Genomic DNA, 25,951 nt, shown 5'->3' with positions numbered 1-25,951 from the left:
CTTCTCTCTTGCGAAAAAAACTAAACCGAACTATTCAGTTTAGTGTAGAAATTACACAGCCGACGCCCCATTTCATACCAAGACGGCCCCGCTTTTGTTGGCACCGAATTCTAGGAGAAACACTGAATGCGTTTGATTTCTTTCATCAACGCCCTTCTGGTTATTATTGCGTTGTATTTTCTTGTTTTTGAGCGCGACTCTTTGTTTGCTTTCGCCGGGCGTGGCGAAGCGGAAGAAGCGGTGCAGACCGAAGCCGCCGAATCCGACGAGACCGATATTGATGCCGTTGGCGTGGTCGCCCTGCGTTCGCAGGCGCGCGAAATTGACAGTGCGGTTCTGCTGCGAGGACAAACCAAGGCGAACCGGCAGGTCGAGGTTTTGTCGGAAACCACATCCACGGTCATCTCGGAACCCAAGCGCAAAGGTGCCTTTGTCGAGGCCGGGGATGTTCTGTGTGAACTCGACCCCGGCACGCGCCCAGCGCAACTGGCCGAGGCGCTGGCCGGAAAACTCGAAGCCGAAAGCCGCATTCCCGAGGCTGAAGCCCGTTTGCAAGAGGCGCATGCACGTGTGGCCGAGGCCGAAATCAATCTGACGGCTTCGCGCAAACTGGCGGAAACCGGGTTTGCTTCGGAAACCCGCCGGATTTCCAGCGAGGCTGCGATGAGCGCCGCCAAAGCAGGTGTAAAATCCGCCGAAGCCGAGCTGGAGGCGACTCGGGCCGGAATCGAAGCAGCCACAGCCGCAGTTGAAGCCGCGCAGCGAGAGGTTGGACGCCTGACCATCAAAGCTCCGTTCAAAGGCCTGCTGGAAAGCGACACCGCAGAACTGGGCAGCCTGATGCAGCCCGGATCGCTGTGCGCAACCGTCATTCAGCTTGATCCGATCAAACTGGTCGGGTTCGTGCCGGAAACCGAAGTCAACCGTGTTCAGGTGGGGTCCGAGGCATCGGCAACGCTGGTCACAGGTCGGCAGCTTGGCGGCCGCGTCACTTTCCTCAGCCGGTCGGCTGATGAAACAACGCGTACGTTCGAAGTTGAAATCACGGTTCCGAACCCGGATCTGACCATTCGCGACGGTCAGACCGCGACCATCCGCATCGCAGCCGAAGGCACAAAGGCACATCTGCTGCCGCAATCCGCCCTGACCCTAAGCAACGAGGGTCAATTGGGTGTCCGTACTGTCGGCACCGGCAATGTGGTGGATTTCCTGCCTGTCCGCATTCTGCGTGACACGGCAGAGGGTGTCTGGGTCGACGGTCTGCCCGAAACAGCCGACATAATCATTGTCGGACAAGAGTTCGTGACACGCGGTGTGACCGTTGCGCCGACCTATCGGGAAGCTTCACAATGACCGGTGTTGTCGCATGGGCCGCTGATCGGGCCCGCATGGTGTTGGCATTTATCGCCATCTCGCTGGTTATCGGTGGATTTGCCTATGTCTCGCTTCCGAAAGAAGGCGAGCCGGATATCGAAATCCCTGCCCTGTTTGTATCTGTGCAGTTTCCCGGGATTTCCGCAGAGGATTCTGAAAACCTGCTGATCAAGCCGATGGAGACCGAACTGGCGGATCTCGACGGGCTCAAGGAAATGACATCGACCGCTGCCGAAAATTATGCCGGGGTCGCGCTGGAATTTGACTTCGGTTGGGACAAGACCGCGATCATGGCCGATGTGCGTGACGCAATGAACACAGCTCAGGCGGACTTTCCCGAAGGCGCAGAACAATATTCCCTGACCGAGATCAACTTTTCCGAATTCCCGATCGTCATCGTGAACCTGACCGGTCCCGTTCCCGAACGCACGATGGCCCGTGTCGCCAAGGATCTGCAGGACGATCTTGAGGCTCTGGATTCCGTTCTCGAAGCCGGTATCGCAGGCAATCGCGACGAGATGCTCGAGGTCGTGATCGACCCGCTTCGGCTTGAAGCTTACAACGTGACGGCGGACGAGCTGATCAACGTGGTACGGAACAACAACCAGTTGATTGCAGCCGGTGAAGTTGAAACCGCGCAGGGCACCTTCTCGGTCAAGATACCGTCGTCGTTCAAAACCGCACAGGATGTTTACGGCCTGCCCATCAAGGTCAACGGTGATCGGGTCGTCACCTTGGGGGAGCTGGCGCAGATCAACTACACTTTCGAAGACCGCGAAGGGACAGCCCGTTTCAACGGCGAACCGACCGTCGCGTTGCAGGTGGTCAAACGCAAAGGATACAACCTGATCGACACCGTCGCGCAGGTGAAGGAAACCATTGCGCATGCAAAGACCAAGTGGCCGCCCGAACTTCAGGCGGCGGTTGATCTGGGTACATCGAACGACCAGAGCCGCATCGTCGGCTCGATGGTCAGCCAGCTTGAAGGCTCGGTATTGACCGCGATTGCGCTGGTGATGATCGTGGTTCTTGCCTCGTTGGGTACGCGGGCCGCCCTGCTGGTCGGTTTTGCGATCCCAACCTCGTTCCTGCTGTGTTTCGCGTTTCTGGCGGTCATGGGTGTCAGCATCTCGAACATCGTGATGTTCGGCCTCATCCTGGCGGTGGGGATGCTGGTGGATGGCGCCATCGTCGTGGTGGAATACGCCGACAAACGCATCAAGGAAGGCGTGGGCCCGATGCACGCCTATGTCGAGGCCGCCCAGCGCATGTTCTGGCCCATCGTGTCCTCGACCGCAACGACACTCTGCGCGTTCCTGCCCATGCTGTTCTGGCCCGGTATTCCCGGCGAGTTCATGGGAATGCTGCCGGTCACGCTGATCTTCGTTCTGTCGGCTTCACTGATCGTGGCGCTGATCTATCTGCCGGTCATGGGCGGTGTATCCGGCCGCCTGAGCCGCCTCTTCGATCGGTCTTCGACGTGGTTGCGGGCGCGCACGCCTTGGTGGGTACGGGTGCTGATGGTGCCGCCGTCGCTGTACATGATCTTTCTGGGCGCGATGCAGGTTCTGAACCCCAACTACCTGCTGCCCGGGGGCTCGATCGCCGGCGCCCTGCTGTTCCTGTTCGGGGCGTTTGCCGGGTCCGTAACCCTGAGCGCGGCCAAAATTGAACGCGCCGAAGAAGACCACGTTCATACAGCGGACGAACACACGTTTTTTGGCCACGTCGTTCGGTTCCTTGTCGGCAATCCGATCATGCCGATCGTTTCCCTGCTGACGGTTTTCACGGCGGTGTATTTCGTGGCCTTCGTCTGGTTTCCTCAGGAATCCCGCGGGGTTGAATTCTTCGTGGAAAGCGAACCTGAACAGGCCACCGCATATGTGCGTGCTCGCGGAAACCTTTCCCTGGCTGAAAAAGACGCGATGGTTCTTGCCGCCGAAGAGATCATCGGATCTCATCCCGCGGTCATCAATGTCTTTGCCTTTGCCGGCGAAGGTGGCCTGAACCAGAATAACGGTGGCGCTCAGGCGCCCGCCGATACAGTGGGCCGGGTTCAGTTCGAAATCATCCCGTGGGAAGATCGTCCCAACATCTCGGAATCCGCTCTGTGGGGCCTGTTCGAGCGGCACTTCGTGGCGCCCGAATATGACGGCGACTTCGTGATTGATGAACTCAATGCCCAACTTGCAACGATCCCCGGTATCATCGTCGAGATTCTGCCCTTGGAGCAAGGCCCTGCTTCAGCCAAGCCTGTGCATCTGCGCATCAAGGGTGACGGGTGGGAAGACCTGACCTCGGCAGCGATCACCGCCCGCGAGGTTTTCGACACCACGCCGGGCCTGATCAAGACCGAAGACACCCTGCCCCTGCCCGGCATCGACTGGCAGATTGACGTGGATGTCGCCAAGGCCGGTCGGTTCGGAGCCGACGTGGCAACCGTCGGCGCCATGGTCCAGTTGGTCACGCGCGGCATATTGCTGGGCGAGATGCGCCCGGACAGCAATGACGAAGAGATCGAAATTCGCGTTCGTCTGCCCGAAGAAGACCGCGTTTTATCGACACTGGATACACTCAAGGTTCGTACCCCGGACGGTTTGGTGCCGTTGTCGAACTTCGTAACGCGCAAACCCGTGGCCAAGCTGGCCGAAATCAACCGCGTCGACCAGCAGCGATACTACGACGTCAAAGCGGATGTCGAACCGGGGCTGAGCAAGGTCGTGACCGAAGGCCCCGATGGAAATCAGGTGCGGATGGCCGTCATGCGTGAAGTGACGGAAGGCTACACCCCGACCGGCACCGTTCTGAATGGTACGGGTGGAAAGTCATATGAACTGGTTCAATTGACCGGCGCAGAAAGTGTCGACCAGCTGCGCAGCGCAATCGACGACGGGGACGCGCAGTTTGCGCTGATCAACCCGAACGAGCGAATTGCGGTGCTGACGGAATGGCTGGAAACCGGCCCGTTCGCCAACGCGATCAGCTGGGAATGGACCGGTGATCAGGAAGAGCAGGAAGAATCTGGCGCCTTCCTGGTGAACGCGTTCATGGGCGCCCTGGGGCTGATGTTCGTGATCCTGCTGGCGCAGTTCAACTCGTTCTACAATTCGGTTCTCGTGCTGCTGGCGGTGGTTCTGTCCACCACCGGGGTTCTGATCGGCATGATCGTGATGGAACAGCCCTTCTCGATCATCATGACCGGGACCGGCATCGTGGCCCTGGCCGGTATCGTGGTGAACAACAATATCGTTCTGATCGATACCTATCAGGAATACAGCAGCTATATGCCAAGGATCGAGGCGATCATCCGCACCGCGGAGTCCCGTATCCGCCCTGTGCTGCTGACCACGCTGACAACGATGGCCGGTCTGACGCCGATGATGTTCGGCCTGTCGCTGGACTTCATCAATGGCGGCTATTCCATCGACAGCCCCACCGCATTGTGGTGGAAACAGCTGGCCACGGCGGTGGTCTTTGGCCTGGGCATTGCAACTGTTCTGACGCTGATCGTGACGCCATCGCTTCTGGCCTTGCGGGTATGGGTGACAACCTATGCGATTTGGCTCAGCCGAGTTCTGGCCCGTGTAACCGCAGGCCGGTCCAGCCAGATCGCGCAGGACATGGCGATTGGGCGCTCTGCCCGTCAGGTGCAGGCCACCGAAATCGTGTGGGAGGACGACACGCGTTCCGAAGAACCGGAACAGGACAGTCGATCAGATCAGTCTGGTCGCCCCTCTGGCCCGCCGCTGAAAGCTGCTGAATAAAGGAAAAGGACCGGTATTCCCGGTCCTTTTTCATTTGGCCATCATCACAACCGGGACCACGTCTGATGTGCGCAAATCGCATGTTCACATCCTTTGACCAGCAGCTTGTCCCCCTGCAATGTCATCTGTGGCACAGCATCCACGTTGATCAGCGGGACCCAGAATTCGCCGCCGCCGTATTTTCCACCGCCTTCACCGACCACGTCCCAGAACAGTTTTTTGCCGATATTCGGTGTTTGGACTTCCTTGCCTGAAGCGTCATAGGCCGAAAGGATCCGACCGCAGAACTTATCTCCACACGCCGTGATTTTAATGTGCGAAATCAGGTTTTTGCGGTCAGGTTCAGTCTTCCAGACACCCACGATGGGATCTGCCACCACAATGACGGGCAGACAAATCGCGATCACAATAGACGATATTCGTGATTTCAGTCGCTTCATCATGACAGGCACCCTCCTGGTTTGGTGTATCCTACCATGTTTCGCCCCATGTTTGGATCTTCAGGCCGCTTCCCCGTCCGATTGCTGCCGGTTCCACAATTGGGCATACCGCCCCGACCGCGCCAGCAACTCGTCATGCGTGCCCTGTTCGATGACCTCGCCCGCTTCCAGAACCACGATCCGGTCCGCTTCGGCAATGGTGCTGAGGCGATGGGCAATGGTTATAACCGTACGACCCTCTCCTGCGCGCGCCAGCGCATCCTTGATGTCCTGCTCGGTATCGGTGTCCAGGGCCGAGGTCGCCTCGTCCAGCAACAGGATCGGCGGGTTCTTGAGCAAAGTCCGCGCGATGCCGACTCTTTGTTTTTCACCACCTGACAGTTTGAGCCCCCGTTCACCGACCATAGTGTCATAGCCTTCGGGCAGCGAGGTGATGAAATCGTGAATTTGCGCAGCTCGGGCCGCGGCCTCGACCTCCTCCGGGGTGGCGTTGTCACGGCCATAGGCAATGTTGTACCGGATGCTGTCGTTGAACAGTACTGTGTCCTGCGGCACAACGCCGATGGCCGCGTGCAGGCTGGACTGCGTCACATCCCGCACATCCTGCCCGTCGATCTTCAAGGCTCCTTTGGTCACATCGTAGAACCGGAACAGCAGCCGCCCGATGGTTGATTTGCCAGACCCGGTTGCCCCGACGATGGCCACGGTCTGCCCGGCAGGAACGGTCAACGAAACACCTTTGAGGATCTCCCTTTCAGGGTCATAGCCGAAATGCACGTCGTCCAGCGTGACTTCGCCGCCATTCACCTTGAGGTTGGGCGCACAGGGTTTGTCGGTGACTTCGGCGGGCTGTTCAAGCAGATCGAACATCTGGCCCATATCGACCAACGACTGCCGGATTTCCCGATAGACCGTCCCCAGAAAGTTCAGCGGTACGGTGATCTGGATCATGTAGGCGTTGACCATGACGAAATCGCCCACTGTCAGGTTCCCGCTCTGAACCCCGATTGCAGCCAGAACCATCACACCGATCAGACCACAGGTGATCAGAAATGACTGGCCAAAATTCAGAAATGCCAGCGAATAAGCCGTTTTCAAAGCCGCCCCGGCATAGGCTTTCATCGACACATCATATCGTTCAGCTTCGCGGGCTTCGGCATTGAAATACTTGACGGTTTCGAAATTCAGCAGGCTGTCGATGGCGCGCTGATTGGCTTCGGTGTCCTGATCGTTCATCTCGCGCCGAAGCTTCACCCGCCATTCGGTTACGGCAAATGTGAACCAGATATACAGGCCGATTGTGACGGCGACGACCACCAGATACCAGACATCGAACAGCCACATCAGGATGATCGCCACCAGCAGCAGTTCCAGGATCAGCGGCCCGATCGAGAACAGCAGAAAGCGCAACAGGAACTCGACGCCCTTGACACCCCGTTCGATGATGCGGCTCAGCCCTCCGGTACGGCGGGACACGTGGTAACGCATCGAGAGGTTGTGAATATGCCGAAAGGTCTCGAGCGCCAACGCCCGCAGGGCCCTTTGCCCTACGGGCGCAAAGGCCGCATCCCGCAGTTGTTGGAAACCCACGGTCAGCATCCGCGCCACGCCATAGGCGACCGTCAGCCCGACCGCGCCCAGCGCCACCGGCGGCACGCCCTCACCTGCCAGCGCGTCAACCGCACCCTTGTAAAGAATCGGCGTATAGACCGCGATCAGCTTGGCCAGAACCAGCATGACCATGGCAATCACCACGCGGCGCTTTACCCATGGCTCATCCTGTGGCCAAAGATAGGGTGCCACTTTGCGGATCGTGCGCCAGCCCGAGCTTCGTTCGTCGCGCGGCACCGTATCGTCCGGGGTCATAGTAGGTGTTCGTCTCATCACGTACCTTAACTGCGGTCAGAGATTGACCCCGGCCCGCTTGGGCCAAAGGCGATGCTTATTCAGGTATGGTGAAGACCTGCCCCGGATAGATCAGATCCGGATCGCGGATCAGGTCGCGATTGGCCTCGAACAGCCGTACATACAGGACCCCGTCGCCAAACCGGTCGCGCGAGATGGCCCACAGCGTGTCGCCCCGTTGAACCGTAACCGAACGGATGGCAGCTGCTTCGCCCTGCGCGTTGGCCTGGCTGGCCGCCACGGCGGCATCCAGCACTTCAACCGGCTCTCGCTTGAACGGCGTTTCGACCCGGCTCAGCACCGTCCCGTCCGTATTCACCGCGTCCACGCGCAGCGTGTAGACACCCGGATCAATTCCCTCCAGATCGCTGCGCCAGGATCCATCCTCTTTCGGGTCGAGATCGGCGATCAGGCGATTGTTCAGGTACAGTCGAACGGCTGCACCGTCCTGCACACGTCCTGTCAACTGAACATTGCCGGTATCAGAATATCCGATTGTATCCAGTGCGATCTGATCGGGGGGCGTATCCCGCACCACAGGCGGCTGCACCAGCTCAACCCCTTCTTCGCCGGACCGCAGCACCGCAATCTGCTGATCCGGTTCGGGTGTCTGCGGCGGCAAGTCGGCGGTTTGCGTTTCCTCGGCCTCCGGCACGGTGGGTTCGGTTCCGGTCACGTCAGTTTCTGGCGCCGGAACTTCGGTCGTCGTTTCGGGCTCAACATCTTCATCGGCTGTCGCGATCGTGGCGTCTTCGGCATCGGCCGTCGTGTCCGGATCGGATGCCAGCGATTCTTCAGTTACAGGCGCTTCTTCGACCGGCTTTGGCAATGCCGCAATCAGATAGTCGTCGGACTGTGTGATCCGTTCGCCATCCTTGCTTTGCAGGACCAACCCCTGAGCCGCGTCGCTGAACGGGATCGAAACGAATTCGGCAAACTGGCCGCTGCCGTCCACGGTAAAGCTGTGCAGGGGTTCGCCGTTCAGCAGCACCTCGATCCGGCTGCCGGGCTCGGCATCGCCGGACAACAGCGCCGTGCCATCTGGCTCAACAAATATCTGATCCAGCGCCGGAGGGACCGCTGGCTGGGGCGCGGTATCATCCGTCTTGGCAACGGCAGTATCTGCGTCAGGGGCGTCGGCCGCTTTACCTGTGTCCTCGGCAGGCTCGGTCGTGGGCCCTTCATCCACAGGAGCCGCCTGTTCAGCCACTTCCGGTTCCGAAACCTGCGCATCCTGCCCTACAGGTTCCGGGGCCACGGCAGAGGCGGTTTCCTGCGGGGCGCTCGGCTCGGGCGTTTTGGTGAAGACGCCGGACAGATACAATCCACCCGCGCCCAATATCGCAACAAGACCTGCAATCACCCCCCAGATGAAATTGCCCGAGCTTCCGTTTCCCGATTTGGCGTCCATTATTTTCCTTTCACTCCACCGGGCAAAAGCTATGCGTTGAAAAGCTTTCCGACGGACAGTTGAGCCAATCTATCAATCCCGCTATCACGGGTCAAAACCCCTGACACAACCCCGGAGCCCCTCTTTGATGTCTCAGAAATCAGTCTGTGTGTACTGCGGGTCACGCAATGGAGCCGAGAAAGCTTATTCTGAAACTGCACGGCAGTTCGGCAGCCTGCTGGCGCAGGAAGGCTGGCGGCTGGTCTACGGAGCCGGCGATGTCGGTTTGATGGGTGAAGTGGCCCGCGCCGCGCAGAATGCCGGTGGTGAAACTTTCGGCGTCATTCCGGTGCATCTGGTCAAGCGCGAGGTCGGAAAAACGGATCTGACCCATTTCGTGATCACCGAGACAATGCACGAGCGCAAGAAGGTCATGATCATGAACGCCGACGCCGTCGTGGTTCTGCCGGGCGGTCCGGGGTCGCTGGACGAGCTGTTCGAAGCGCTGACATGGCGCCAGCTTGGCCTGCATGACAAGCCAATCGTCGTGGTCAATGTGAACGGCTATTGGGACGCGTTGCACACATTGTTGGATCAGGTGATCGGGCAAGGCTTTGCCGACACGTCTTTGGCGGATTTCATCACCTGGGTCGAAGACGCCGATACAGCCATGACCGCCTTGCGGAACAAGCTGACTTGAGGATGGGAAACCATGCGGGCGGTCGAACCGCCCGCCGTATTGATCAGGCCAGTCTGGCTTTGGGTTGCAGACTGTGGCGCACCACCTGTTCGACCTTGTGCAAAGGATGATTGGTCAGGGTCTTGTTGACCTCGGCCACGACCTTTCCCAGCACCTCGCTGTGCAACCGACGCCGCAACAGGCCCAGAACATGAGGGCTGGCCACCAGAACCAGCCTGTCATAGGCGCCTTTCAGCCCCTTGCGATTCAACAGGTTCGCCAGATCCTGCACGAACAGAGATTTTGCGTGCGCCTTCCACGTGGGTTCTTCAATTGCCGATTTCTGTTTTGGTCCGCCGTCGTTGCGACGACCTGCGCGGTCCGTCGGTTTTCCGGTCGGGCCGTCTTGTTCTTCGACAGCGACGACGACAAGGTTGGGATCGTCGGCGTCGGTGATATTCTCCATCACCAGCGCTTTCTCTCCATCTGCAACAATAACCCAAGTTCCCTGTGTAAGTGCGACCATTGCGATCTCCTGATTAGGTTGTGTTCTGGGTATCCCTCGACCTGCCGGACATGCGGGGCTGTTCACGCACGAACAGTGCGCAGCCCGATCATTGTTTGAAATGATATGTAGTTTCTCCCTCTGCCCTACAGAGATGTGCACTGGAAAACAGCAAACAAGATACCGTCATGCAGAAAGGGCACGTATCGGCGGGTTTTCACCGGCTGGTCATCAACCCTTTAGGCGGACATCTCGACAACCGTGATTTCGGGCGTCACGCCCAGACGAACCGGCAGGATCGAACAGCCGATACCGCCCGAAACGACCAGATCGCGCCCATCTTCGCGTACATGGCCATAGGCATAGCGATTGCCGAATTTCGATGGCACCACAGGCGACCAGCCGAACAGGCGCACCTGGCCACCATGTGTGTGCCCTGAAAGCGTCAAGGCCACCCGCCCGGGCACAGTGGGAAACACATCGGGCTCATGCGCCATCATCACAACCGGAGCGTCATCGGTGATCTGCGCCAGAGTACCTTCCAGATCGTCCAATCCTTGCGGCTTGCCGTTGCGCCAGATCGCCAGCTGATCCTCGAGCCCGGCCAGCCAGATGCCCTGAGTTTCGAGTTTGATCGCGGCATTGGACAACACCGAAATGCCGTTCTGTTCCAGAATTTCGGCATAGCGATTGGGCCCGGACCCGCGCCGCTGTGCCGACCTGTCATCCCACCAGTCGTGATTGCCCAGAACGGCAAAGACACCATTCTTCGCCTCAAGCCCGGCAAGCACAGGGGCCAGGTCCTGCATCTTGACCGTGTCCGAAACACCTTTGTGGCTTGCAAAGAAATCACCCAACAGCAGGATCACGTCCGGAGCCAGCGCATTGGTTCTGCGGACCACCTGCTTTACGCGGTTCAGGCCGACATGGGGCTCGCCCACATGCATATCGGACAGTACGGCGATTCTTAGCGGCGGCGCTGTCCAGTCGTCCCGCTGAATGCGCCATTTGCGCACGCGCAACCGAACCGCGGGTTCAATGATGAACCCGTAGGCGGCCGTGACAAGGCCTGCCAGCGTCACCGCCAGCAGGCCCTTTATAAACCGACGTCGGTTCAATACGTTACATCCGCGATGCGACGTTTTCCCAGTTCACCAGATTGTCGAGGAAGTTCGACAGGTAGGCCGGGCGTTTGTTGCGGAAATCGATGTAGTAGGAGTGTTCCCAAACGTCGCAACCCAGCAGCGCGGTTTGACCAAAGCACAGTGGGTTCACGCCATTCTCAGTCTTTGTGACGGCCAGCGAGCCATCGGCGTTCTTGACCAGCCACGCCCAGCCCGAACCGAACTGACCCGCACCGGCGGCACTGAATTGCGACTTGAATTCATCTACCGAACCGAAGCTTTCGGTCAGCGCCTTTTCCAGCTCGCCCGGCATCTTGGACTCGCCCGGCCCCATCATTTCCCAGAACTGGTTGTGGTTCCACAACTGGCTGATGTTGTTGAAGATACCGTTTTGTGCCACGGCGTTTGCGTCGTAAGTACCAACGATGATCTCTTCCAGCGATTTGCCGTCCCATTCGGTGCCGGCGATCAGCTTGTTGCCGTTATCGACATAGGCCTTGTGGTGCAGGTCGTGGTGATATTCCAACGTTTCCGCGGACATACCCTTGGCTGCCAGCGCGTCATGTGCATAAGGAAGATCAGGAAGTTCAAAAGCCATGTCGGCCCCCTGTTTAAATGTAAGTTGCGGTTCCCAAGGTTAAATGCTTTGGCAACCGCCGCAGGTCAAGGGGCGTGGCAAGAAAACCCGGAGGCAGGCGATGCTGACACAGGCGCGCAAGATGTTCTATCGCGCCCGCGGATATTATGCGGGCAATCTGAACGGCGAGCCGTTTCGTCTGGACCCGTACCATTCGAAATTCTGGCGCAAGGCCACTGCGGGCGCTTGGGAACCCGAAACATTTGCGGTTCTTGACAGGTTCCTGTCCCCGCAAAGCGACTATCTGGACATCGGCGCGTGGATCGGCCCGACGGTGCTGTATGGTGCGCGAAGGGCACGGCATGTCTGGTGTTTTGAGCCTGACCCGACCGCGTTTCGGCATCTGGCATGGAACCTTGATCTGAACGGCATTCAGAACGTTTCGGCATTCGGGGTCGCCCTGTCAGATCGATTTGGCGTGGCACGCATGGCTTCTGTGCGCGGTGAACCCGGGGATTCCACCAGTTCGCTTCTGCACGACGGGGCGCATGGGTCTGATGCGCTGACGATCGCCTGGGACCAATTCGAAAAGTCAAACGACCTGTCACGGGTATCGCTGGTCAAAATGGACATCGAAGGCGCGGAATTCATTGTTGCCCCCACTTTGTCCGCCTGGCTGAAGGAACGCCGCCCCGCCCTTCTTCTGTCTCTTCACGCACCTCTGTTGCCGGAAGACCAGAGGCACGAACGTGTCAGTGCGCTGATGGATGAACTGGGTTGTTACGCAAAGCTGTCGGATGACAAGGCGCAGCCTGTAAAGACTTCGGACTTGCTGACCGAAGACGGCCTGAGCCGTTTTCACACCGTTCTCTTGCATGGGTAGAACGTCAGGCGTTTTTTTCTTCTTTCACGCGAGGTCCCGCTTGCGGCATTGATGTGTATCAGTTTGAGTGCACACACCAAGAATCATACCCAAGTGGATAGAATGAAAAGACTTTTACCGATTGCAGTCGCCGCATTGCTTGCGCAAACCGCTGCGGCGGAAACGGTTACCGATCATTGCAAGATGACCAAACAGGACGCCCATGGCTGGATTGCGCCAGAGTATGCGTTCCGGATCGACCCCGCCGCATCTTCGGCGATGGCCGCCACTTCGTACCAGGATTGGGCCAAGGCAAAATTCAAAGACCGCGGCGCCAAGGGATATCGTATTATCTGGAAACTCGATCAAAAAATGAGTGCCGGCGGCAATGTCCGCGTTCGATATCAGGCGAACCTGAAAACAACCGACAATACAATCGCCGTCCGCATGGCATTCGTTCAGGGAAATTTCACCAACAAACCTTTCGGAGTCGGCACCTGTTCGACAGTCAAGTAAGAAAAAGCCCCGGATGAACCGGGGCTTTTTTGTTCAGTAGACCCCGACTTCACTGCCGGGCTGTGCTGCCACCTTGAGCAGTTTGAACACGTAATCCGCAGCGGAACGGAAGCAGACCACACGGAAGGTCTGTTCATCATCCATCCAGAAAGCACCGGCCACCTGCGCCAGACGCGTGCGGCGGATCTGGCCGGGCTGGAATGCATCCGCCGACAGATCGACAGGTGCGACCTTGCCAAGCACCTCTCTTGCGCTGACACCAGAGACGCTGAAGACGGCGCGGGCATCCGAGACGTTGACCGCCAAAGCATGGGTGCCATTCAGGGCACCGACCATGTCGGCCAGTTTGGCTTCGACCTCGGCATAAGGCACCAGAACCAGCAACTCGTCGGTCGACATCCAAGCCACGCCGGTATCGCCGGTCACAAGCACCTGGCGCTGACCCGGCACTTTCTGACCGGTTGCATCCTTGACGGCCTTGGCCAGCACCTTGTCGGACAGGTCGCCGCGCAGGGTTATCATGCCTTGCAGGCCGCATTCCTGGACCTTGGCGATGCCGTCATAGCTGGCGTGGTTCAATGCGCTGATGGGTTCAGACATTCTGCTTCTCCCCGTCCTTGTCATAAAAGATCGGGTCCACGATCTTGGCTTTGTAGGTTTTGCCGTCCGTGCCCGGGAACTCGACGATCTCGCCCATGCGGTCGGGGCCGTGTTTGATCAGCCCCATGGCGATGCCTTTGCCCAGATTGGCCGAGTAATATGTCGACGTCACACGGCCGATCATGTTGCGTTGACCGTTGGCATTGACGCCCTCGCCCACCGCGTAAGCACCATCCGGCAGAACCGATCCGTCCACAGTCTCGAGACCGACCAGCTTCCAACGCTCGGGATCCGCCATATGGCTGCGGGAATGAGCGCGTTTGCCCAGATAGTCCTCTTTCTTCTTGGACAGCGCCCAGTGCAGCCCCAGATCCTGCGGGATCACGGTGCCGTCGGTCTCGTCCCCGATCATGATAAAGCCCTTCTCGGCCCGCAGGATATGCAAACATTCGGTTCCGTAAGGCATCACCCCAAACTCTTTGCCTGCCTCCATCAAGGCATCCCAGAACGCTTGACCCTGGCTGGCCGGAACGGCGATTTCATAAGACAGCTCGCCCGAGAACGAAATGCGGTAGGCCCGGCAATCGAAGCCTCCGATCTTGCCATCGCGCCATTCCATGAAGGGCAGCGCCTCTTTGCTGACATCCATGCCGCCCAGCTTCTCCAGCACTTTGCGGGCGTTGGGGCCCACCACGGCGACCTGCGCGTATTGCTCGGTCACGTTGGCGACATAGACTTTCCAGTCCCACCATTCGGTCTGAAGCCATTCTTCCATGTGACCATGGATACGCTCGGCCCCGCCTGTGGTGGTGTGGCACAGCCATGTGTCCTCGTCGATGCGGGCGACAACGCCGTCGTCGATCAGGAAGCCGTTTTCCGAACACATCAGGCCATAGCGGCATTTGCCGACCTTCAGCGTGGACATCATGTTTGTGTACATCATGTCCAGAAACTTGCCCGCATCCGGGCCTTTGACGATCAGTTTGCCCAGCGTCGAGGCATCCAGCAGGCCAAGATTCTCGCGAGTGTTCTTGACCTCGCGATTGACCGCGTCATGCACGGATTCACCGGGGCGGACATAGGCATAGGCCCGGCGCCAGTGACCGACCGGCTCCCAGTCGGCGCCGTTCTTGTCGTGCCAGTTGTGCATCGGTGTCCTACGGATCGGCTGAAAGACCTCACCCCGGGCCTCACCGCCGATCGCACCCATCGAGATGGGCGTATAGGGCGGGCGGAAGGTGGTTGTGCCAACCTTGGGAATTTCGGATTCCAGCGCATCAGCAAGGATCGCCAATCCGTTGATGTTGCTCAACTTACCCTGATCGGTCGCCATGCCCAGCGTAGTATAGCGCTTGGTGTGTTCGACGCTTTCATACCCTTCGCGCGCGGCCAGTTGGACGTCAGAAACCTTGACGTCGTTCTGGAAGTCCAGCCAGGATTTCATGCGCAATTGGACTTCTGCGTTTGCCGGCATCAGCCAGACCGCTTCCATCGGCGCTTCGGCGGTTGTTTCCCCGATGGGCGCCTTGGTGTTCTTGGGCTTGAAGCCAGCCGCCTTGGCGGCCGCCTTACCGGCCGCATGGGCGTCTGTCAGAACATCTTGCAACGCCAGAGGACCGTTGGACGCGCCAGCAGCAACAACGAACCCTTTGCCATCGGCCCCCAGCGGCGGACGCTCGGGATCCGGCCGGAAATGCGCATTCGCCTCATCCCAGATCAGCTTGCCCCCGCAATGAGACCACATGTGCACGACCGGAGACCAGCCGCCGGACATGGCGACTGCATCCGCCTCAACCTCTTCACGCGCGCCGCCGATGCCTTCCTGATTGCAGATGGCAACCTTTTTGACCCGCTTGCCGCCTTTGACCTTGGCAATGGCCTTGCCCGGATCAACGCGGATACCCAACTGGCGGGCTTCTTCCGCCAAAGGTCCAGCCGTTGCCCGTGCGTCAACAATGCGCAAAACATCCACACCTGCCTGTTTCAGGATAATCGCGGTGCGGTAAGCGTCATCATTGTTGGTGGCGACGATGACCCGATCGCCCGGAGCAACCCCCCAGTTCACGACATAGTCGCGCATGGCCGAAGCCAGCATCACACCCGGAACATCGTTGCCAGCAAAGGACAATGGCCTTTCAATTGCACCCGTTGCCGTCACAATTTGCTTGGCACGAATGCGCCACAAGCGGTGGCGCGGGCCCTGCACGCCCGGCGTGTGGTCCGTCAGGCGTTCGTATCCCAACACATAACCATGGTCATAAATACCCGCTCCCATGCAGCGCGTGCGCATGATGACGTTGCCCATTGTTTCGAGTTCGGAAACCAATTGTTCCACGAACTTATCCACAGGCTCACCATCCACGGTGCCGCCGTCAACCGGAGCGCGACCGCCCCAATGCGCGGTCTGCTCGATCAGCAGGACCTTGGCACCGGATTGTGCCGCCGCCTTGGCCGCGTGCAAACCAGCCACACCGCCGCCGATCACCAGAACATCGGTAAAGGCGTAGAAATGTTCATAGGTGTCGGCATCCCGGTTGTCTTTGTCGGGCGCCTTGCCCAATCCCGCCGACTGCCGGATGAACGGTTCGTAGACGTGTTTCCAGAAGGGTTTCGGGTGGATGAACGTCTTGTAGTAGAAACCAGCCGGCAGAAACCGGGCAAAGGCCGTGTTCACCGCACCGATATCATATTCAAGGCTTGGCCAATGATTCTGCGAAATCGCGGTCAAGCCGTTGAACACCTCGGTCGTCGTGGCACGCTGGTTCGGCTCGAACCGGTTGCCCTGCCCCAGGCCGACAAGCGCGTTCGGCTCTTCCGCGCCGCTGGCGACAACGCCGCGGGGACGGTGGTATTTGAACGACCGGCCAACCATCATCTGGTCATTGGCCAGCAGGGCCGAGGCAAGCGTATCCCCCTCATAGCCCTGCATCGAGGTTCCGTTGAAAGTGAATGTGACCTTTTTCGACCGGTCAATCAGCCGGCCTTGTTTTGCGAGACGGGTGCTCATTGTGCGGGCCTTTCGCATGTGGAGGCGTCAAAGCCTCCGGCGGGAGTATTTTTGAAAAGATGAAGCATCAGGAGAACTCTCTCCACGTCCAGCCGGGCCGTTTGGCAGTGATGGCATCCTTGATGTCTTGCGGCGGCTCGGTGACCTGCGCGGAATAGGTGCCGAACACTTCGAGTGTCTGCGTGCAGCGCGCGGCGTGGAACCACTTGCCGCAGCCATTGGCGTGCCGCCAGCGCTCGAAATGAACGCCTTTCGGGTTTTCACGCATGAACAGATAGTCGTGGAATTCGTCATCGGACGAGCCCGGACCGAAACGCTTCAGATGCGCTTCGCCGCCGGCGGCCAGTTCGGTTTCTTCGGCGTCTACGCCGCAATAGGGGCAATTCAGGATTAGCATGTTGTCATCCTTTTGGCGGTCGGTCGGCGCGGGGGCCGACCTGAATTCTGTTTTCTGGCACCTTCGGGGATCGCCCTAGTGCGCCACCCCGGCGGCGACGCTTTCGTCGATGAAGCGGCCTTCCTTGAAGCGGTCCATCGAGAAGGCTTCGGTCAGCGGTGAATGGCCTGTCGCCATCAGCTGCGCCATCCCCCAGCCGGAACCCGGAATTGCCTTGAAGCCACCGGTACCCCAGCCGCCGTTGATAAAGCAGCCCTGCAACGGTGTTTTCGACAGGATGGGCGAGCGGTCACCGGTCATGTCCACGATCCCGCCCCACTGGCGCAGCATCTTCAGGCGCGAAATCATCGGGAAGGTTTCGACCAGCGCCCGCACCGTTTCCTCGATATGATGGAAAGACCCGCGCTGCGTGAAGTTATTGAACCCGTCGGTTCCCCCGCCGATCACCATTTCGCCCTTGTCGGATTGCGACATGTAGCCGTGGACTGTGTTCGCCATCACGACCACGTCCATGCAGGGTTTGATGGGCTCGGACACCAGCGCCTGCAAAGCAACGGCTTCCAGCGGCAGGCGGAAGCCCGCCATCTCGGCCAACTGACCCGAATGGCCCGCGACGACGATGCCCAGTTTGTCACAATCGATGGCACCCTTGGTGGTATCGACCCCGACAACGCGACCGTTGTCCGAGCGCACACCGGTGACTTCGCATTGCTGGATGATATCCATACCCATCGCCGAACAGGCACGCGCATAGCCCCACGCCACCGCATCATGGCGCGCAGTGCCCCCGCGTTCCTGCCAAAGGCCGCCCAGAACCGGATACCGGGGGCCATCCAGGTTGATGATTGGCACCAGTTGCTTGACGCGCTCGGGGCCGATCCATTCCGTCTTGACACCTTGCAGCGCGTTGGCATGGGCCGTGCGCTGGTAGCCGCGGATCTCGTGCTGGGTCTGCGCCAGCATGATGACACCGCGCGGGCTGAACATGATGTTGTAGTTCAGTTCCTGGCTCAGGTCCTCGTAGAGGCTGCGCGCTTTCTCGTAGATCGCAGCAGACGGGTCTTGCAGATAGTTCGAACGGATGATCGTCGTGTTGCGACCGGTATTGCCGCCGCCCAGCCAGCCTTTTTCGATAACCGCGACATTCTGGATGCCATAGTTCTTGCCAAGGTAATACGCGGTCGCCAGACCATGACCGCCAGCACCAACGATGATGACGTCATAGCGCTTCTTGGGTTCGGGTGAGCGCCAGGCGCGCTCCCATCCGGTGTGATAGCGCAGAGCTTCCCGCGCCACAGCAAAGGCTGAATAGTGTTTCATGTGCGAATCCATCCGGTTCGGTGATTGGGCGCAGATATGCCGTGTGACGGCATTTTAACCCTGCCGTGCAACGCCGCAATATCGCACTATTGCGACATGTCGCTCATTCGCGGCCATTTGTCCCTTTTGTCGGACGCCTCACAGGTCTAAGTCAGGGCAGCATCCTCGGAGGGACCATGACGTTCTGGGTTCTGATTTTTCTTGTCGCGCTGCTGATCGCAGCTTTTCTCAGCTTTACCCTGCTGCGCAAACGCCGTGGGGATGAACCCGCGGCGGCATACGATCTGCGGGTTTATCGCGAACAGTTGGCCGGTGTGGACCGGGATCTGGCGCGCGGGGTCATTGGCGAGGCCGACGCGGAACGGGTGCGCACGGAAATTTCCCGTCGCATTCTGGCCGCGGATGACCAAATGAAGAAAGAGGGCGACGGCGCCGGGCCATCTCGTGCGGTTTCGGTGTTTTCGATCCTTGCAATCTCGTTGCTTCTGATCGGTGGAGCGTTGGCGATGTATCATCGCACCGGCGCCGTGGGTTTGCCTGACATGCCGCTGACCGCACGGCTTGAACTGGCCAAGGAAGTGCGCGCCAACCGGCCATCCCAAAGCGCCGCGGAAGAACTGGCGACCCCACCTAAACCTGCGCAGCTGGAAGAAAGCTATGCCAACCTGCTGAAGCAGTTGCGGGAAACCGTTGCGAGCCGGCCGGACGATTTGCAGGGTCAGATGTTGCTGGCGCAACACGAGACGAATGCGGGCAACTTCAAGGATGGGTACACCGCGCAGCAAAAGGTGATCGAGCTGTCAGGCGACAGCGCCACGGCTGATACCTATGCGGACCTGGCTGAAATGATGATTCTGGCCGCAGGTGGATATGTCTCACCCGAAGCGGAACAGGCGCTGATCGAAGCGCTGAACCGTAACCCCCGTCACGGCCCGGCGCGCTATTACTGGGGGCAGATGCTGGCACAGATCGGGCGGCCGGACCTTGCCTATCGCATGTGGGTCGAAACGTTGCAGGATTCCCCCGCGGGTGCGCCCTGGGCCGAAGCAATTCGGGCTCAGATCGACGAACTGGCCTTTCGGGCCGGCGTTTTCAATGCACCGGATCTGAGCACAGCACCCGGCCCCAGCCAGGAAGACATGGCCGCCGCCGCAGAGCTGAGCCCCGAAGAACGGCAGCAGATGATTCAGGGCATGGTGGACCAGCTGTCTGATCGGCTGGCGACAGAAGGCGGATCTCCCGAGGAATGGGCCCGCCTGATCGCCGCCTTGGGCGTTCTTGGCCAGGGCCAGCGTGCCATCGATATCCGCGACGAGGCCATGGAAGTCTTTGCCGGCAATTCAGAGGCGTTGCAGATCATCGATGCGGCGGCCCTTCAAGCCGGGATCGCTCAATGATCCATGACGCCATCGAAGAATTTGCAGCCGCGCTGCAACCGATGAGTGCCCTGATGGGGCTGGACCTTGGGGAAAAGACAATCGGAGTCGCCGTGTCCGACCGGATGCGCGGTGTCGCCAGCCCGCTGGAAACGGTACGGCGCAAGAAATTCACGCTCGATTCCGCGCGCCTGATCGAAATTGTGACCGATCGCGAGATCGGGGGCATCTTGCTGGGCCTGCCCAAGAACATGGATGGCAGCGAAGGGCCAAGATGCCAGTCAACGCGGGCATTTGCGCGCAATTTGTCCCGCCTGACCGATCTGCCCATCGGATTTTGGGACGAGCGGCTCAGCACGGTTGCGGCAGAAAAAGCACTACTTGAGGCGGATACGACACGAAAACGTCGCGGACAGGTTATTGATCACGTTGCGGCCAGCTATATCTTGCAAGGGGCGCTGGACAGGCTGCGCTTTTTGTAACGGGTCGGAGACCAGTGATGACGAATATGGTTTGGAAAAGGAATGAGGTCGAAAGCCCTTGTGTCCAGATCTGTGTCGTTCACCCGACTGAACGTATCTGTACCGGCTGCTATCGCACGATTGACGAAATCACCCGCTGGTCCAAGATGGACAGCAGCGAACGCGCCGAAATCATGGAAGAACTGCCAACCAGAAAGCCGCGCCTCAGCAAACGTCGTGGCGGGCGTGCAGCGCGCATAAACGGTTCCTGAAGTCAGCCAGTCTGCTTTGGGGACGTATCCCTGTGGTCATTGGATTTGTTGCGGACCGACCCGTTTGTGTCTTGTCCGCGCAGCTCTGACTCGAACAGTGCCGCGATTTCGGATCTGCTTGTTTTTGCAGTCCCGTATTTTTTCTCTGCACGTTGGACATGTTTCGTGCTGGTCTTGTCCGCCTTGAGTACTGGCGTCTTGCGTGCCGCAAATCTTTCCATCAATAACCTAAGTGTCATCGCAAACTTCCCGCTTCCAATAACTGTGCCGCCGCGGGCCGAGTTCGAGCTCCTTAAAGGGGCCAGCTCATGAACGCATCTGTTCAACGTGAGTGGAGGCCCGCAGCGACAGGGCGTAGGTAAGGGCATTTCCGGTCAAATTTAGGGGGAAAACACACGGTTTTTGGTCCGTGTTGACCTTAAGGTCAGAAATTCCACGGAAAAACCCACCCGTTCCCTTACGTCACAATTCTGGACCGGTACGGCATCAAGACCGGTTTCAAGACATGTGGTGAGTGTCGTTCCGCGAAAAAAGCCAATCAGATTTGGTCAATTCGCGCTCGAGGGTGCTTTGTTCTGACCAGAGAACAAAGCACGCAAGCCGCCTGTTGGCTGCAATATCACAGGATGCAGGTTGAGGCGCAGAGCAGGGCCTTACCCCGCGGCCAGCCAGGTTTTAGCGTTTTCGATTTCCTCGGACGGAAAGAACTGAGTCCGTGTGCCCAATACATGACTGGCGACACGTTGTGCCATGTGCTGCCAGCTTTTGTCCCCGACGATGGCCGCGCGATCCAGTTGTCCGATGTGGCGACTGGCCAGACGAAAATGCGCTGCAAGAGCGGACAACCCCTGCCAGCCGTCAAATTCCCGCAGGTCGATCAGCAACCGAAACCCGGAGCGGTCATGCAACAAAGCGTCCAGGTCGCGCTCGGCCTGCTTGTACTCCTCGGGGTCCAGTTTTCCCAAAAGGCTGATCTGCACACATGGGCCCTCAAGATCGGTCACGTGAATGGATCCCAGCGACTCGCGCATCCAGCGCCGGGCGGCTTCAAGCTCGGCCAGTTCAAAGACCTGAACGGGGCATGGCAGGATCGGGGCGGCCAATCGGATGCTGGTTTGCACCCAGCCCTGATCGGCAACAACCGCGATCCGGTCAAACCCCCGCCAGTGGCTGAGCCCCAGCTTGGTGTCGGACCAGGCCGCGCCCAAATCATACCCCTTGAACTCTGGCTGCACGATGGCCAAAAGCCGAACGGAATCGTGTTCGGTCAGCGCTGCTTCGATTGCAGGAACCAGGACATCGGCATAGTCGGCGCTGTTGACTTGCCCCGACAACTCCACTTCTATCAACGCGCCATCAGAATTCGTATGGACCGTAATCATCGGTCAAAACCTCCAAAGCCAAACAATGACAGGAGGTTAAGTGGATTCGATCCATTCCGCCACACCCCCGGCACATTCCGGGCGGAAATAGGCGATCATCCGTCCATCCGGCCCTGCGCTTGCCGTTTCCGCCCAGGGGGCAACCCCGTGCAGGCAGAGGCGGTGCAGCACGTAAGCCTCGCCCGGCTTGGCCGGCAGTTCGATTCGCGGGCAGGTTTCGAAAACCTCGCGACGGGCGGATTGGTAGATATCCGTAACATCGACTTTATGCAGACGCTCTGGTGGCGTCCCCGCAAGGGCGCGCCTGAACGCCGCGCCCAGGATATGATGGCTGCCTTCCCACAACACCATGGGCGACGCATCCGGGCTGGCCTCGGTCAGCGGTATGCCCAAAATCCAGGCGTGCGGTTCTTCCACCCGGCGGCGACGATCCGGCCCCATCGGGCGCAAACCGTCCACATGAGCCGCGTCCCGATTTCTGCGATACCGCGCGGCGGCTTCGTTTTCCCCCCGACGTGGGCGTGGATACCCAGGATGCATGACCGAGACTTGGCCTTTGTGAAGCGGCAACTGCCCGTAACGCCCTGCAATGAATGACATGGCGGTTCCAGCCAAAGGCCCCGATTGGCCAACCCTGCCCTGCGCGTCATTGGGCAACGCGTCAACACCGATGAACCACGTCCCGTCACAATCCAGCCAGTCAGCATGGGCCGGGTCCGTTACCGCGGCCCGTGCGGCAGGCAGCGCATGGCCTACCCAGGCCGCAAGCACTGGATCATACGGGAATTTCACCCAGCCCCTGACGTCAAAATCCTTCACAAACCCACCGCTTTGCGCAGCATATTGAGCGCCACCAGCGTAAGGAACACGGCGAAAACGCGCTTCAAAGGTTTCGGATCCATCGCATGGGCCAGCTTCACCCCCCAGGGCGCGGTGATCATCGTCATAGCCACGACGATACAGAAGGCCACCAGATTGACCGCCCCAATGGTCAGCAGAGGCCGGTGTTCCGGTGCGATATCCAGAAACAAAAACCCGATGACCGAGGGCACGGCGATGATCACACCAAACCCGGCGGCGGTTGCGACGGCGCGGTGGATCGGCGTGTTGTACAGGCTCATCAGCGGTACACCAAAACTGCCGCCGCCGATTCCCATCAGAACCGAAAGAAACCCGACCGCGGGGGACAGGATGGCCCGCTTTACCCCACCGGGCATAACATCACCCAGCCGCCATTCCGAACGACCCAGCCCCAGATAGGCCCCGATCACCATTCCCAATATGCCGAACAGCGCCTGCAAAGCTTCGGTCCGCAGGGCCGAGGCAACAAGAACTCCGATGATCGCACCGACGACGATCCCCGGCCCCCAACCGCGCAGGATATCCCAATCCACCGCACCCTTTTTGTTGTGTGCAAGAACGGATCGGACCGATGTCACGATGATCGTGGCCAGCGACGTGGCCAGACACAGTTGCATCAACTGCGGGCCGCCGTAGCCAAGAGTTTGAAACGCATAGAAAAAGGCAGGCACCAAGACGATTCCACCGCCGACCCCCAGCAATCCGGCAAGCACGCCGGCCAGCGCTCCGATCGCAAGCAAAAGGCCCAGCATCTGGGCCAGCAACATCGTCTCGGGCATCGTTCCCCCTGCCGCTTAAACTTCTGCCATGGGCGCCACATGATCCAGCGCCCGCAGCATCACCTCGGGTCCGGCCCCATCCCGCACAGCCCCTTCAGACAAGGCGCGCCGCCATGCGCGGGCTCCGGGACGACCTGCGAAAAGGCCCAACATATGACGCGTGATCTGGTGCAAACGCCCGCCATTGGCAAGGTGCCGTTCCACATAAGGCACCATATGTTGAACGATCGCGAACGGATCACGCGTCGTTCCGGTACCAAAGATGCGTCGGTCAGCATCCGACAGGACATCGCCCGGCTGATGGTACGCAGCCCGGCCGATCATCACCCCATCCAGACCGGCTTCCAGATGTGCGGCTGCCTCGTCCAGCGTGTTGATGCCGCCATTGATCGATATGTGAAGATCCGAAAACTCAACCTTCATCCGATGCACAAGGTCAAAGTCCAAAGGCGGGATATCCCGGTTTTCCTTGGGGCTCAGCCCTTGCAGCCACGCCTTGCGGGCATGGATTGTCACCCTTTGGCAACCTGCCGCGCTGATGTGCCCCAGAAACGCGGGCAATACATCTTCGGGCTCCTGATCATCGACTCCTATGCGGCATTTCACGGTGACATCCACATTCACCGCTTCGCACATGGCAGTCACGCAGTCGGCAACGCGGGCCGGGTCTTTCATCAAGACCGCGCCGAAAGTGCCGGATTGCACCCGATCCGACGGGCAGCCGCAGTTCAGATTGATCTCATCATACCCGGCCTCAGCCCCCAGTCTCGCGGCCTGCGCCAAATCTTCCGGATCAGAGCCGCCGAGTTGCAAAGCAACCGGGTGTTCCTCGGGAGAGTAGTCCAACAGATGCAACGCCCCGCCCCGCACGAGCGCTGGCGCCGTCACCATCTCGGTATACAGCAACGTTTCCGCGCTGAGCAGCCGATGGAAATAGCGGCAGTGTCGGTCTGTCCAGTCCATCATGGGTGCCACGCTTAAACGCGCAGACTGTGTTGCCTTGCCTGTCACAGCAACGCCTCCGTCTTGCTATGCTTCGAAATCCGATGGACTGTCAGCGGCCTTGCCCATCCGAATCAAGTCGAAAAGCCCTAACACATTCCTCTGACGACGTCCCGACTGCGTCCATCAGGATCCAACTGCTTCCGATCAGACACCATATCGGCTCATCACCATCTGGACACTGCTTTCGATCGTTTCCGTCATCTCGGCTTCGCTGAGCACCCCACCCGTAAACAGCATTGGCCAGAAGGCGCGCGCCTTGATCAGGCCAATGAATTCGCGCCCGGCCCGTTCCGGATCATCGATCCGAAGCTGCCCATCCTCGGCCGCATCTTTGAGCATGGCAATGAACGTCGCCGTCTTGTCCAGCTTGCCCTGCGCTTCCGCCGCAAGCGTCGGGTTGCGCAAGGTTTCGCTGATCACCATCCGGGCCATTGCGATAACATCGGGCCGCATCAGAATGCGCCCTTCGGCCCAGGCCAGTTCAGTCAGTTGCGTACGAATATCGCGACCTTTTTCATACCGAATTTCCAGCACTTCAGCAAAGCGGTTGGACAATTCGACCACGATGGAGCGGAACAGGTTTTCTTTACTTTCAAAGTACTTGTACAACGTACGCTTGGACACTTCGGCCCTTGCTGAAATGCGATCCATACTGGCCGCGGCAAAGCCCTTTTCCTGGAACTCGGCCACGGCAGCTTCGATGATCTGTGCGCGCTTGGACGCATTCTGTGCGCTGCATTCGTTCATGTCAGAGCTATAGACCTATTGACGTACCCTGGTCAAACACTAGGTAAACGCAAGAGTTTACAGAGGCAAAACTATATGCCATAAGTAAACCTGCGAGTTTACCAATTGCGGAAACCAGCACCAACAGGAGACCCCCTCATCATGGCTCTGAAATTGAACCTGAACGGCACGACCCACGAGGTTGATGCCGAACCCGGAACGCCTCTTCTCTGGGTGATCCGAGACGAACTGAAACTGACCGGCACAAAATTCGGCTGCGGCGTGGCATCCTGCGGGGCCTGCACCGTGCACGTGAATGGTGAGCCCGTCCGTTCCTGTCAGACATTCATTGAAGACGTCGAAGACGCCGAAGTCACGACCATCGAAGCTGTCGGTGACGACAAGATCGGTGCCGCGGTACAACAGGCCTGGGTCGAACTGGATGTCGTCCAGTGCGGCTATTGCCAGTCGGGCCAGGTGATGTCGGCAGTTGGGCTGTTGTCCGAGAACCCGAAACCGTCGATCCAGGAGATTGACGAGTACATGTCCGGCAATGCCTGCCGCTGCGCCACCTATCAACGCATTCGCGCCGGCATCCAGCGCGCGTCTGAAATTCTGGAGGCCTGATC

The 25,951-nt window shown here is 59.2% G+C and carries 24 protein-coding genes; 9 read left to right on the top strand and 15 right to left on the bottom strand.

Annotation, left to right across the window (positions count from 1 at the left end):
• Positions 1-126: 126 nt before the first annotated feature.
• Together GS612_RS04815 and GS612_RS04810 are read left to right on the top strand one after the other, a co-directional pair.
• Positions 127-1,353, top strand: a complete 1,227-nt coding sequence (locus GS612_RS04815; protein ID WP_171639247.1) for an efflux RND transporter periplasmic adaptor subunit — start codon at positions 127-129, stop codon at positions 1,351-1,353.
• The gene (locus GS612_RS04810; RefSeq protein WP_171639246.1) at positions 1,350-5,138 is read left to right on the top strand and encodes an efflux RND transporter permease subunit; all 3,789 of its coding nucleotides are present in this window, start codon (positions 1,350-1,352) and stop codon (positions 5,136-5,138) included. The genes GS612_RS04815 and GS612_RS04810 overlap by 4 nt, the downstream gene beginning before the upstream one ends.
• A 44-nt stretch (positions 5,139-5,182) precedes the next feature.
• On the opposite strand, the gene GS612_RS04805 is transcribed toward GS612_RS04810, so the two are convergent.
• From GS612_RS04805 to GS612_RS04795, 3 genes are all read right to left on the bottom strand, one after another.
• Complete coding sequence (locus tag GS612_RS04805) at positions 5,183-5,581, bottom strand: DUF2147 domain-containing protein (RefSeq protein ID WP_171639245.1); 399 nt, start codon at positions 5,579-5,581, stop codon at positions 5,183-5,185.
• Between the two features lie 57 nt (positions 5,582-5,638).
• On the bottom strand, positions 5,639-7,444 hold the full coding sequence (locus tag GS612_RS04800; RefSeq protein ID WP_171639244.1) for an ABC transporter ATP-binding protein/permease: 1,806 nt from the start codon (positions 7,442-7,444) through the stop codon (positions 5,639-5,641).
• 76 nt (positions 7,445-7,520) lie between these two features.
• A complete protein-coding gene (locus tag GS612_RS04795) occupies positions 7,521-8,894 on the bottom strand; it encodes a LysM peptidoglycan-binding domain-containing protein (RefSeq protein WP_171639243.1) in 1,374 nt (457 codons plus the stop codon).
• A 127-nt stretch (positions 8,895-9,021) separates the two neighbouring features.
• On the opposite strand from GS612_RS04795, the gene GS612_RS04790 reads away from it, so the two are divergent.
• Positions 9,022-9,573 carry a TIGR00730 family Rossman fold protein gene (locus GS612_RS04790; RefSeq protein ID WP_171327960.1) on the top strand — a complete coding sequence of 184 codons (552 nt, stop codon included), beginning with the start codon at positions 9,022-9,024 and terminating at the stop codon, positions 9,571-9,573.
• 43 nt (positions 9,574-9,616) lie between these two features.
• Here the strand turns inward: GS612_RS04790 and GS612_RS04785 are convergent, their stop codons facing one another.
• The 3 genes from GS612_RS04785 to GS612_RS04775 all read right to left on the bottom strand — a co-directional run bounded on the left by GS612_RS04785 (position 9,617) and on the right by GS612_RS04775 (position 11,779).
• Entirely contained in the window at positions 9,617-10,078 is a 462-nt protein-coding gene (locus GS612_RS04785) for a host attachment protein (RefSeq protein ID WP_152458383.1), read from the bottom strand.
• Between the two features lie 218 nt (positions 10,079-10,296).
• Positions 10,297-11,175 carry a metallophosphoesterase gene (locus tag GS612_RS04780; protein ID WP_171639242.1) on the bottom strand — a complete coding sequence of 293 codons (879 nt, stop codon included), beginning with the start codon at positions 11,173-11,175 and terminating at the stop codon, positions 10,297-10,299.
• Between the two features lie 4 nt (positions 11,176-11,179).
• Positions 11,180-11,779 carry a superoxide dismutase gene (locus GS612_RS04775; RefSeq protein ID WP_171228054.1) on the bottom strand — a complete coding sequence of 200 codons (600 nt, stop codon included), beginning with the start codon at positions 11,777-11,779 and terminating at the stop codon, positions 11,180-11,182.
• A 43-nt stretch (positions 11,780-11,822) separates the two neighbouring features.
• On the opposite strand from GS612_RS04775, the gene GS612_RS04770 reads away from it, so the two are divergent.
• Both GS612_RS04770 and GS612_RS04765 read left to right on the top strand, forming a co-directional pair.
• A complete protein-coding gene (locus GS612_RS04770; protein ID WP_253286099.1) occupies positions 11,823-12,641 on the top strand; it encodes an FkbM family methyltransferase in 819 nt (272 codons plus the stop codon).
• Between the two features lie 51 nt (positions 12,642-12,692).
• Positions 12,693-13,136 (top strand): hypothetical protein, encoded by a 444-nt coding sequence (locus tag GS612_RS04765; RefSeq protein ID WP_171639241.1) that lies wholly within the window; start codon positions 12,693-12,695, stop codon positions 13,134-13,136.
• A gap of 33 nt (positions 13,137-13,169) precedes the next feature.
• Here the strand turns inward: GS612_RS04765 and GS612_RS04760 are convergent, their stop codons facing one another.
• From GS612_RS04760 to GS612_RS04745, 4 genes are all read right to left on the bottom strand, one after another.
• Complete coding sequence (locus tag GS612_RS04760; RefSeq protein WP_171639240.1) at positions 13,170-13,736, bottom strand: sarcosine oxidase subunit gamma; 567 nt, start codon at positions 13,734-13,736, stop codon at positions 13,170-13,172.
• Positions 13,729-16,743, bottom strand: a complete 3,015-nt coding sequence (locus GS612_RS04755) for a sarcosine oxidase subunit alpha family protein (protein ID WP_171639239.1) — start codon at positions 16,741-16,743, stop codon at positions 13,729-13,731. The genes GS612_RS04760 and GS612_RS04755 overlap by 8 nt, the downstream gene beginning before the upstream one ends.
• 67 nt (positions 16,744-16,810) lie before the next feature.
• Entirely contained in the window at positions 16,811-17,140 is a 330-nt protein-coding gene (locus tag GS612_RS04750) for a sarcosine oxidase subunit delta (RefSeq protein ID WP_152458389.1), read from the bottom strand.
• Positions 17,141-17,215: 75 nt separating this feature from the next.
• The gene (locus tag GS612_RS04745) at positions 17,216-18,460 is read right to left on the bottom strand and encodes a sarcosine oxidase subunit beta family protein (protein ID WP_171205004.1); all 1,245 of its coding nucleotides are present in this window, start codon (positions 18,458-18,460) and stop codon (positions 17,216-17,218) included.
• A 176-nt stretch (positions 18,461-18,636) separates the two neighbouring features.
• Between GS612_RS04745 and ccmI the strand changes: the two genes are divergently transcribed.
• Genes ccmI through GS612_RS04730 form a run of 3 tightly spaced genes read left to right on the top strand, consistent with a single transcriptional unit; the run spans position 18,637 to position 20,569 of the window.
• Complete coding sequence (ccmI, locus tag GS612_RS04740) at positions 18,637-19,857, top strand: c-type cytochrome biogenesis protein CcmI (protein ID WP_171639238.1); 1,221 nt, start codon at positions 18,637-18,639, stop codon at positions 19,855-19,857.
• The gene (ruvX, locus tag GS612_RS04735) at positions 19,854-20,318 is read left to right on the top strand and encodes a Holliday junction resolvase RuvX (RefSeq protein ID WP_171631328.1); all 465 of its coding nucleotides are present in this window, start codon (positions 19,854-19,856) and stop codon (positions 20,316-20,318) included. Before ccmI ends, ruvX begins: the two co-directional genes overlap by 4 nt.
• 17 nt (positions 20,319-20,335) lie before the next feature.
• Complete coding sequence (locus GS612_RS04730; RefSeq protein WP_171167523.1) at positions 20,336-20,569, top strand: DUF1289 domain-containing protein; 234 nt, start codon at positions 20,336-20,338, stop codon at positions 20,567-20,569.
• A 653-nt stretch (positions 20,570-21,222) separates the two neighbouring features.
• On the opposite strand, the gene GS612_RS04725 is transcribed toward GS612_RS04730, so the two are convergent.
• From GS612_RS04725 to GS612_RS04705, 5 genes are all read right to left on the bottom strand, one after another.
• Entirely contained in the window at positions 21,223-21,951 is a 729-nt protein-coding gene (locus GS612_RS04725) for an STAS/SEC14 domain-containing protein (protein WP_171639237.1), read from the bottom strand.
• Between the two features lie 36 nt (positions 21,952-21,987).
• A complete protein-coding gene (locus GS612_RS04720) occupies positions 21,988-22,770 on the bottom strand; it encodes a hypothetical protein (protein WP_171639236.1) in 783 nt (260 codons plus the stop codon).
• The gene (locus GS612_RS04715; RefSeq protein ID WP_171639235.1) at positions 22,767-23,591 is read right to left on the bottom strand and encodes a sulfite exporter TauE/SafE family protein; all 825 of its coding nucleotides are present in this window, start codon (positions 23,589-23,591) and stop codon (positions 22,767-22,769) included. Before GS612_RS04715 ends, GS612_RS04720 begins: the two co-directional genes overlap by 4 nt.
• Before the next feature lie 15 nt (positions 23,592-23,606).
• Positions 23,607-24,602, bottom strand: coding sequence for a tRNA dihydrouridine(20/20a) synthase DusA (gene dusA / locus GS612_RS04710; protein ID WP_371809290.1), 996 nt, complete (start codon positions 24,600-24,602; stop codon positions 23,607-23,609).
• A gap of 138 nt (positions 24,603-24,740) precedes the next feature.
• Positions 24,741-25,343, bottom strand: a complete 603-nt coding sequence (locus GS612_RS04705; protein WP_171639233.1) for a TetR/AcrR family transcriptional regulator — start codon at positions 25,341-25,343, stop codon at positions 24,741-24,743.
• A gap of 141 nt (positions 25,344-25,484) precedes the next feature.
• Between GS612_RS04705 and GS612_RS04700 the strand changes: the two genes are divergently transcribed.
• On the top strand, positions 25,485-25,949 hold the full coding sequence (locus GS612_RS04700) for a (2Fe-2S)-binding protein (protein ID WP_171639232.1): 465 nt from the start codon (positions 25,485-25,487) through the stop codon (positions 25,947-25,949).
• Positions 25,950-25,951 lie beyond the last annotated feature (2 nt).

The sequence above is a fragment of the Ruegeria sp. HKCCD6157 genome (genome assembly GCF_013110685.1).
Taxonomy (GTDB): Bacteria; Pseudomonadota; Alphaproteobacteria; order Rhodobacterales; family Rhodobacteraceae; genus Ruegeria.
The sequence above is the reverse complement of the archived record's forward strand: the minus strand, read 5'-3'. Positions and strand labels throughout refer to the sequence as shown.